General features: G+C 44.7%; 7 protein-coding genes. All 7 read right to left on the minus strand.

The window, feature by feature from the left end; all coding sequences use genetic code 11:
• Positions 1-11 precede the first annotated feature (11 nt).
• A complete protein-coding gene (locus MED222_RS06700) occupies positions 12-824 on the minus strand; it encodes a carbon-nitrogen hydrolase family protein (RefSeq protein WP_009847844.1) in 813 nt (270 codons plus the stop codon).
• A gap of 135 nt (positions 825-959) precedes the next feature.
• Positions 960-4832, minus strand: coding sequence for a YhdP family protein (locus MED222_RS06695; RefSeq protein ID WP_009847845.1), 3873 nt, complete (start codon positions 4830-4832; stop codon positions 960-962).
• Positions 4833-4842: 10 nt separating this feature from the next.
• Positions 4843-6312, minus strand: coding sequence for a ribonuclease G (gene rng / locus MED222_RS06690; RefSeq protein WP_009847846.1), 1470 nt, complete (start codon positions 6310-6312; stop codon positions 4843-4845).
• Positions 6313-6332: 20 nt separating this feature from the next.
• Positions 6333-6965, minus strand: coding sequence for a Maf family protein (locus MED222_RS06685; protein ID WP_009847847.1), 633 nt, complete (start codon positions 6963-6965; stop codon positions 6333-6335).
• Positions 6966-6972: 7 nt separating this feature from the next.
• The gene (gene mreD / locus MED222_RS06680) at positions 6973-7461 is read right to left on the minus strand and encodes a rod shape-determining protein MreD (protein ID WP_009847848.1); all 489 of its coding nucleotides are present in this window, start codon (positions 7459-7461) and stop codon (positions 6973-6975) included.
• On the minus strand, positions 7451-8338 hold the full coding sequence (gene mreC, locus MED222_RS06675; protein WP_009847849.1) for a rod shape-determining protein MreC: 888 nt from the start codon (positions 8336-8338) through the stop codon (positions 7451-7453). The genes mreD and mreC overlap by 11 nt, the downstream gene beginning before the upstream one ends.
• Positions 8339-8432: 94 nt before the next feature.
• Positions 8433-9476 (minus strand): rod shape-determining protein, encoded by a 1044-nt coding sequence (locus MED222_RS06670; RefSeq protein ID WP_009847850.1) that lies wholly within the window; start codon positions 9474-9476, stop codon positions 8433-8435.
• Positions 9477-9606: the final 130 nt, after the last annotated feature.

Consider the following 9606-nt stretch of genomic DNA (forward strand, 5'->3'; position numbering starts at 1 on the left):
CTTATTTGTAATTAAAATTGATTGGTAAATCGAGAATGCTGCGCGATTGGCATATTTTGCCTGATTGATTCGCAACTGGATGTGTCTATCTCAACCACCATACTTTTAGGATCTTGGTCTAGCTGTGCAACCACTCGTCCCCATGGATCAACCACCATTGAGTGTCCCCATGTTTCTCTTTGGCAAGGATGATTTCCGCCTTGCCCTACCGCAATAATCCACGATTGTGTTTCGATCGCGCGGCATCTTAATAATGCTTCCCAGTGAGCTTGCCCTGTTACTGCGGTAAAAGCTGCCGGTACCACTATGATTTGTGCACCTTGCTTGCGTAACTCTGAATACAAGTGCGGAAAGCGCACATCATAACAAATACTCAAACCTAAGCGACCAAAAGGCGTTTCCGTTGTTACCACTCGGTCACCGGGCGTGAAAATATCCGATTCTCGATAGCACTTATGTGCGTCAGCGACATCCACATCAAACATGTGTAGCTTGTCGTAATGAGCAACGAGGCAACCAAAATCATCAACCACCAAAGTTGTGGTAGTCACGCCTTTAGCTGTGCTTATCGGCATACTGCCAATAACAATCCAAATTCGGTAAAGCTTTGCTAGCTCAGAGACTTTCTTTTGCAGTGGGCCATCATTTAGAGGCTCAGCATACTGGTGATAGTCGGCTTTACTGCCAAAGACTAACGCATTTTCAGGGCACACAACCCACTTAGCCCCCAACTCTTTGCACTTTGCTACTTCTTGAGCAAGATAATCAAAGTTCAAGTCAGGTCGAGGGCCTGATGTCATTTGAATCAACCCAACACAATCCATGTGTATCGCTCCTCCATTCATTATGATTCAGAAATCAGCATTTCACCGTATATTAGCTGATTAGGATACTAAGTTTTTTTCGGCTAATTTAAGGTTTATTTGGCTAATTTAAGGCTTATTTGGCTAATTTAAGGCTTATTCGGCTAATTTTCTGAGTTTTTCTGGTAGCTGGAATTCTCCAGAACTGCGAGAAAGCTCGCTCACTGTTGGTGAATCCAACGGCCCTTTCACCGAATAATTAACTTGGGTAAAGACTTCAACAACCGGAGAAATAACCGTAGTCACCGCTAACACGTATAGCGCTGTTTGAGGCGTTACCGCAAAAGCCGTTAATACTGGAATCCCGGAGGTGATATCTGGGGTGAAGTTCACTTCAGCATCGACCTCGCGTGTATTGAGGTTGGCGATCCCTTTTATTTTCATCTCACCGGCGACCGCATCCATATTCAGATCGTTAGTCAGAAAGATACCATTTTGAATCTCGCCAGTTCCTGTGATGCTGTTGAATGCCATGCCATTATCAAATACGTCCGAGAAGTCGAGCTGCATCTTACGGATAATCGAATCTAGGCTAAACAGCCCCAGTAATCGAGCTGCGCCACTCACATCCGAGATAATACCTTTACCAAATTGGGTTTTAACGTTGCCATCAAGGGTATCCATTTTGATCCCCCAAGGCGAACCATCCCAAGTCAATTGACCTTCTAACTCAAAGGGCGCTTTTTGAATCCCGGAAGTAATACCGAAACGCTCCATTAACTCACTGTTGTTTTCACCTTCAACATCAAGAGTTAACGATGAATGACTCTTATCGCCTTGCAGTTCCCACCAGCCACTGATATCCGCTTTATTTCCGCCGCTTCTCACCTGAATCTTATTCCACTCAATGCGGTCTTCCTTTCTCGCCATTTCAACATCAACCTTGCCAACTTTATAGCCTTGAAGCCAGAAGTCGTTCAAGGTCAGCGTCAAATTCGGCATCGCATCATGGAGCTTTCTATCCAACTCAGAGATCAATGGTGCTTCTTGCGCCTTACGCTGTAGCAGTTGATCTTGGTTTTTCTTGTCACTCCACCCAGGAACAAACAGATGCAGGCGATCCAATGAAACCGTCAAATCATAAGGTGGCAGGTAGTTAATATCTCCTTCTAGCTCTTGGCTAGACACTTCCATTTGCCATGCTTGCTTATTTTTTCGAGCGCTAAAATCAACATCATTCCAAGAAATACCACCTAAGATCAGCTCTTTGCTCTCGAAGGTGATGCGACGTGGCGCTGGAATGGTTGGCCTGTTCATCTGGCTAAGGACAGCATCCGATGGTTGCACTGGCTCCATGACTACTGACAGCCAGTCATCGGCATTGAACTTATCGGTACGAATCAAGGCATGGTGCCCTACCACGGGGCTAATTTTATAGCCACCACGACCAAGGACTAAATTGGTCGCCGTTAATTCAGGAACATCGCCGGAAATATCAATCTCAGCTTGGTATTTAGTGCTCGGCAATTGCAGACGCGCGGTAATCGATTCTTGATTGCCCGAGGCTTGTAGCCTTGCCGAGCCACTTTCTAATGACTTTTTAGCTAATGGGTATGGGTAATCACTCGCTAAGTATTTGAGGTCTGACTGTAAGTCGAGTTGGTAAGTAAAACCAATATCATTAAGTTGAATATCGATCTGGCTTTGCCATTGTGCATGACCCGACAAACGGCTTAACCACTGCTCTCCGACATACGGCTTTAGAGGATTGACGTCCCAATCACCTAACACATCAAGATCCACTGCATAGCCAGGTCCATCATTAAGACCTTTAAAGTCAACCGAGATACCTTGATTAAGCAAATCAGCTGCAAGACCACTTGCTGTCACGACATCATTATCAAATTCAATACGACCAGTGGTGTTCTCTAGCACCATTGGTGGAGCTTCAATCTCAACATGATTACCACTCAGATCTGCATATCCCCACGCTCTAGGTTCTTGTTCAGAATCAAACGGAATATTAAGCTGGAACTCAGAAGAGACATCACCACTCACTTTAAGCGCAGTTAACGCAGCACCCACAGAATCTACGAGTGGCGAAGCAGTCATGTAATTTCGAACTGCATTACCAGACGCCGTTGCTTTAGCTTCAATTTCGATATGACCGCCTTCCCCTAAATAAGGAATACGACCAGTGATTCGATCTGCCGCCACATCCATCAATTGAGCGGAGCGAGAGTCTAAATACATCGCATCATTTTCAAATAACAGGTCAAGTTGAAGGTCGGTTATCAATGGCCACGCGGTATCGAAGCTGAACTTAGCGTCTTCTAAGCCAACCCAAACTTGGAAAATACCATCATGATTGGTGTACGGGTATTGGGCTAATTCACCATGCCAAAGTAATTTAACGGTGTCGGCCTTACCCGCTTGAATCGCTGTTGAAAGGTAATCGGTTAAGTCTTGGCCAAGTGCCAATGTCGGCAAATAGCGCCATGTCTCACCGACGTTGTAAGCGTCCGCTTCACCATAAAAAGAAAGGTAAGGGCTAGCGTTATCTGGAAAGTCCAAGCGAAATGCGCCTAGTACTTGTAAATCTGGCGTGGCTGCAGTGATTTTGTCCGACCACAGTTTCCAGCCGTTTTCATCTTGCTGCCAAACAATATCAACCTGACCTTGTTTGATATTCAGAGGCGCTTGGAAAACATCACCATAAGGAAACACATCATCAATAACATATAAGCTGGCTTTCGCTTCCGAAGCCGAGCCAAACACATGCCCAGATACTTGGCTAAAGCCAGGGACTAACTCCCATTGTTCGATCGCCAAATCGGAAAAGTTCGCAGAGTAACGCAAGCTTTCAATTCCAGAGTCCATCGCAACGCGAATGTCTGAAACGATACCGCCCGGTGCCAATGCATTGATCATTTGGGTAGATTGCGAAGAATCTGGCATCAACTTGATCAACGGAGTAATGGTTTCAACATCAAGTTCAGAAACATTAAGTTCCCACGGGCCTTTATTCCACTTGAAAGCGACATCAAGTTCAGGCCAAGGCCTGTCATCCGTTCTTAGATTTAGTGAGTGACCATTAACCTGCCATCCACCATCAATGGGGGATAATTTAAAAACACCCGACTCAAGCATCAAGTCATGTTGACCATCTTCATTCCAAGTCAGTTCTGAAGGTAATACCTCAACATAAGCGCTAACTGGCTTGCTATTTCGTAGCGTTAGCCAGCTATTCAAGCTCACCGTGCCCGTCTCAATGCCGGATTCTGCCTGCATATAACGAGTTAACCAAGGCATTACTGAGATACTATCCGCGCTGACATAAAACTCGCCCGTCATATCAGTTAAAGAACCACCATCAACAAAGTTAGCACTTACTGACAAAGAGTTGAGGTTAGCGTCTTTAATACTTACTACCCCCTCCGCAAGGTGATGTTTACCTGAGTTTTGCCATTTTAAAGTTTCGATATCAAGCTGACGTTCTTCACCAGAGATAGTTCGATATAGAAGAGAGGAATCTTTAGCGGTCACATCCACCAAAGTTTTTAAAAGTAAATTGTCCAGCTCCTGCATCACTCGCTTGGAAGAGCCGGGGTCTTTAGGTTCATCTTTACCGTTTTGCCCGGCAAATAGATCAATTGAGCGGATGTCGAGGTACATTTGATTCATGACCAAATCGGCCACGACAGGACGCATCTGCACGACCGATTGAATCAAGTCAAACTCAACTTCAACACGCTCAACAGAGAAAGCCACATCTTCTGCGTTGGGAAGGCTAGCCTTAACACCTTGCAGAGCAATAGAGGGGTGAGTGTTACGCCAAAAACCACCCACATCTTGAATAGAAAACTCAAAACCGGAATGTTGGTTTACCCAAAGCTCAATTTCAGATTGATACTTATTTAAATTGGGTAAGGCTACACGCAGTGTAGTGACAGCAATGGCTAGTGTTACTAAGAGAGTAACCACTAACCATAGACATGTACGAAGAATCAGAGTAACGCTTGAACTCACAAAATATCCATTACATCATAACAACATCAAACTGCTCTTGTATGTACAGAGGCTCAGCCTGAATTTTAACTTGCTTACCAATAAACACTTCAAGCTCAGCAAGCGCGTGAGATTCCTCTCCTTCTAACGCCTCGGCAACGGCAGCCGCCGCATAAACAACAAACTTATCGGCGTCATACGCGCGATTCACTCGTGTGATCTCTCGAAGAATTTCATAACAAACGGTTTCAACTGTCTTCACGCTACCGCGACCTTCACAAGCAGGGCAGCTAGAACACAGAATATGCTCAATACTTTCACGAGTACGTTTACGAGTCATCTCAACCAAACCAAGCTGTGTGAAGCCATTAATGTTGGTTTTCACACGGTCTTTGTCTAATGCCGCTTCTAAAGAAGTTAGTACTCGCTTACGGTGTTCTTCAGACAGCATATCAATAAAATCGATAATGATGATGCCGCCTAAGTTACGAAGGCGAAGTTGACGAGCAATAGCTTGTGTCGCTTCGACGTTAGTATTGAAAATCGTTTCTTCTAGATTACGACGACCAACAAAGGCACCAGTATTGATGTCGACGGTTGTCATCGCTTCTGTTTGGTCGATAATCAGATACCCACCAGACTTCAATTCGACTTTGCGATCCAATGAACGTTGAATTTCGTTCTCGGTATCGTACATATCAAAGATAGGCTTATCACCTTCATACAACTCAAGCTTGTCTGTTAGCTCAGGCACGTATTCAGAAGTAAACTCTTTTAGGTTTTCATATTCTAGACGAGAATCGACCTGAATCTTGCTCAGCTCAGTACCGACAAAATCACGTAAGATACGTTGGCTTAAGCACAACTCACCATACAAGCGAGTACGAGCTTTGTGCTTACCACGACGTTCTAACACCTTTAGCCATAATCGCTTCAAGAATGCGGCATCTTGCGCCAACTCATTTGAATCTGCGCCTTCTGCTGCCGTACGGATGATGAAGCCACCGTGCTCGTCACAGTAACGAGACACGACTTTTTTTAGGCGGTTGCGTTCTGACTCACTATCAATTCTCTGAGAAACACCAACGTGGCTTGCGCCCGGCATGAATACCAGATAACGAGATGGTAATGTAATGTCAGTGGTTAGACGGGCACCTTTGGTACCAAGAGGATCTTTGACCACTTGAACGACAATATCTTGCCCTTGGCGAACAAGCTCTGAAATATCACGAACCTGAAATTGCTTCTTTTCATTCTCAGCAACACATTCAGTGTGGGGGACAATATCAGAGGCGTGCAAAAAAGCTGCTTTATCAAGGCCAATATCCACAAATGCCGCCTGCATTCCAGGCAAAACACGGCTTACACGTCCTTTGTAGATATTTCCTACGATCCCGCGTCGAGCATCTCGTTCGACATGGATCTCTTGAAGAGCTCCCCCTTCAATCATGGCCACACGAGTCTCACTCGGGGTCACGTTCAGCAACAATTCAGCACTCATGGTGCACCTCAGATTAGTAATTATAAGAATTCTTGCAGTAGCTGGTCCGTTTCAAATAAAGGTAAGCCGACAACGGCGTAATAACTACCTTCGATTCGGGTAACAAAGCGTCCGCCCAAACCTTGGATCCCATAGCTACCAGCTTTATCGCATGGCTCCCCTGTTTGCCAGTATTGTTCTATTTCTTTTTCACTGAGGGGTTTAAACCATACGTCGGTAATAATGATTTCTGTCTTTTGTTTTTCTTCCGATACAACAGAAACTGCCGTCATCACTTGGTGACGATCATTCGCTAACTGAGTAAGCATACGCTTAGAGTCAGCAAGGTCTATTGGCTTTTCGAGCACTTGCCCTTGGCTTACGACGACCGTGTCAGAGCCCAGAACCACTGTTTCAGAATCAAGAGAACTAGCAACTACAGTATCAGAACCAGAAGCAACATGCTGTTTTTCAGAAGGGTTATCTTTCAATAAAGACAACGCAGCTAAGGCTTTATCTAAAGATAGTCGCTTAACGTACTCTTCGGCGGTTTCTTGAGCGTGTTTACACTCTTCGACATCAGTTACAAGGACATAAAACTCATAACCGAGTTGAGATAACAATTCTTTGCGGCGTGGAGAGCCGGATGCCAAAACTAAATGTTTCTTTTCCATCGTCACTCTACCTTACATGCCAATGGCGACGTACACGTCTCATTAATAAAAACATCCAAGGCCAAAGTATACAGTTTATCAATGCGCTCCATAGCGATAACGGATTGAAAACGACATCTTGGATCAAATATTCACCAAAGAATATTAGCACCTCAAACAACACAGTTAAGGCTGCAATGATTATCGCTTGCTGCCATAGCGCCATATTTCGAATCACGAGGAAGTTCATTGCAATAATGTACATTACTATTGCCATCATCATGCCTCTAATACCGAGAGTCGAACCGATCAAAAGGTCCCACAATAAGCCCAGTACTAGAGCACTACCAACGTTAACTCTGTAAGGTAACGCTAAAACCCAATAGCAGGTAACCAGTAATAACCAAGATGGCCTGAATAGGTCTAAACTACCCGGCCAAGGGATCGTTTGTAGAATAAGTGCTATCAAAAATGAGCAGCCAATTACTACTTTGCTTCTTAAAACGCTATTGGCCATTTTCACCTTCTAACAATGCTTGTTCGATACTAGATTGCTCTGCTTGCATCTGTTTATTTTCATCAGGCCACACAAGCAACAAGTATCTGAGCTTATCAAACTCAACTACAGGTTCTGCTTTGATAACGGCGAACTCGCGCTTCGGGTCATAATCAACGGCAGTCACATAAGCGACTGGGTAACCCTCTGGATATACACCACCGAGTCCAGATGTCACCAACAGATCTTCTTCTTGAATATCAGTACTGGTTGGAATGTGCTCTAACTGGATCTCATCAATCATGCCATTACCAGAAGCAATCACACGTATATCGTTACGAATAACCTGAACAGGAATTGCGTTATTTGCATCAGTCAGTAGCAAAACACGACTATTATGAGCAGCAACAAAAGTGACTTGACCAACAATGCCTTTTTCATTGATCACAGGCTGACCTTCGTACACCCCATCAATCTGACCTTTGTCGATCACGACTTGGTGACGGTAGGGTGAAGTATCAACGGCCATAACTTCTGTGACGACTTTCTTTTCATCACGGATAAACGGAGAGCCTAATAGCTTACGAAGGCGCTTGTTTTCCTCTTGATATTGCTCAAGCAGAATCAGCTCGCTCTTCAGGCGCAAGACTTCTCGTTTAATAGTATGGTTGGATTCAATTAGCCCTTTGCGAGTACTAAAACGGTCGTATACGCCATCAAACATGGTGCGAGGCAAATTAGCGGCATACTGAATTGGCGCAACCATGCTGTTTAATAGATAGCGGACATTTGAGAATGCATCTAAACGACTATCAGCCAGCATAAGGCTGGCTGATAATGTTACAGCAAAAAACAGGCGCAATTGTAGAGAGGGACCTCTACCAAAAATTGGCTTCATTCTATATTTGGTCCTAGAGCGACATTTGATCCTATAGACAAGGTCTTAGGCTCTTTACATAAAACTAGATAAGAAAAGAGCCTAACACTAGATACTATTCTTCGCTGAAAAGATCACCGCCGTGCATGTCGATCATCTCTAGAGCTTTACCACCGCCTAGAGCAACACACGTTAATGGCTCTTCCGCCACAACAACAGGGATACCCGTTTCTTCAGTTAGCAGACGATCAAGGTCTTTAAGCAGTGCACCACCACCTGTCAGTACCATACCGTTTTCTGAGATATCAGAAGCAAGCTCTGGTGGACACTGTTCAAGTGCAACCATGACTGCAGATACGATGCCAGATAAAGGTTCTTGAAGCGCTTCAAGGATTTCATTTGAGTTCAGACTAAAGCTACGAGGAACACCTTCAGCAAGGTTACGACCACGTACTTCAATCTCATCGACTTCATCGCCTGGGTAAGCAGAACCGATTTCGTGTTTGATCTTTTCGGCTGTTGCTTCACCGATCAAGCTGCCGTAGTTACGACGAACGTAGTTGATGATAGCTTCATCAAAACGGTCACCACCGATACGTACAGAAGACGAGTAAACCACACCGTTTAGTGAGATAACGGCAACTTCCGTCGTACCACCACCGATATCAACAACCATTGAACCTGTTGGCTCAGATACACGTAGGCCTGCACCAATCGCAGCAGCCATAGGCTCATCGATTAGGTAAACTTCACGAGCACCAGCACCCAGTGCTGATTCACGGATTGCACGGCGCTCAACTTGCGTTGAACCACAAGGAACACAAACCAATACGCGAGGGCTTGGTTTAAGAACACTGTTATCATGCACTTGCTTAATGAAGTGCTGAAGCATTTTTTCCGTTACGTAAAAGTCAGCAATTACGCCGTCTTTCATTGGACGGATTGCTGAGATATTACCAGGCGTACGGCCAAGCATTTGCTTAGCAGCGTGACCAACCGCAGCGACACTCTTTGCAGAACCCGCACGATCTTGGCGGATAGCTACAACTGAAGGCTCATCAAGAACAATGCCTTGGCCTTTTACATATATAAGGGTATTGGCAGTACCTAAATCAATCGATAGGTCGTTTGAAAACATGCCACGAAGCTTTTTAAACATATTCTTCGCTCATCCTGCAAGAATTAGAAGACAAAAATTGCACTAAATGTACCAATGCCTTGCTGTCACGGCAAGGCATTGAAGTATAAACATGGACTGAAACCCACAATTTCTTACAGATTCCTAACTT

It is taken from the genome of Vibrio sp. MED222 (assembly GCF_000153005.1).
In the GTDB taxonomy this organism is placed as follows: Bacteria; Pseudomonadota; Gammaproteobacteria; order Enterobacterales; family Vibrionaceae; genus Vibrio; species Vibrio tasmaniensis_A.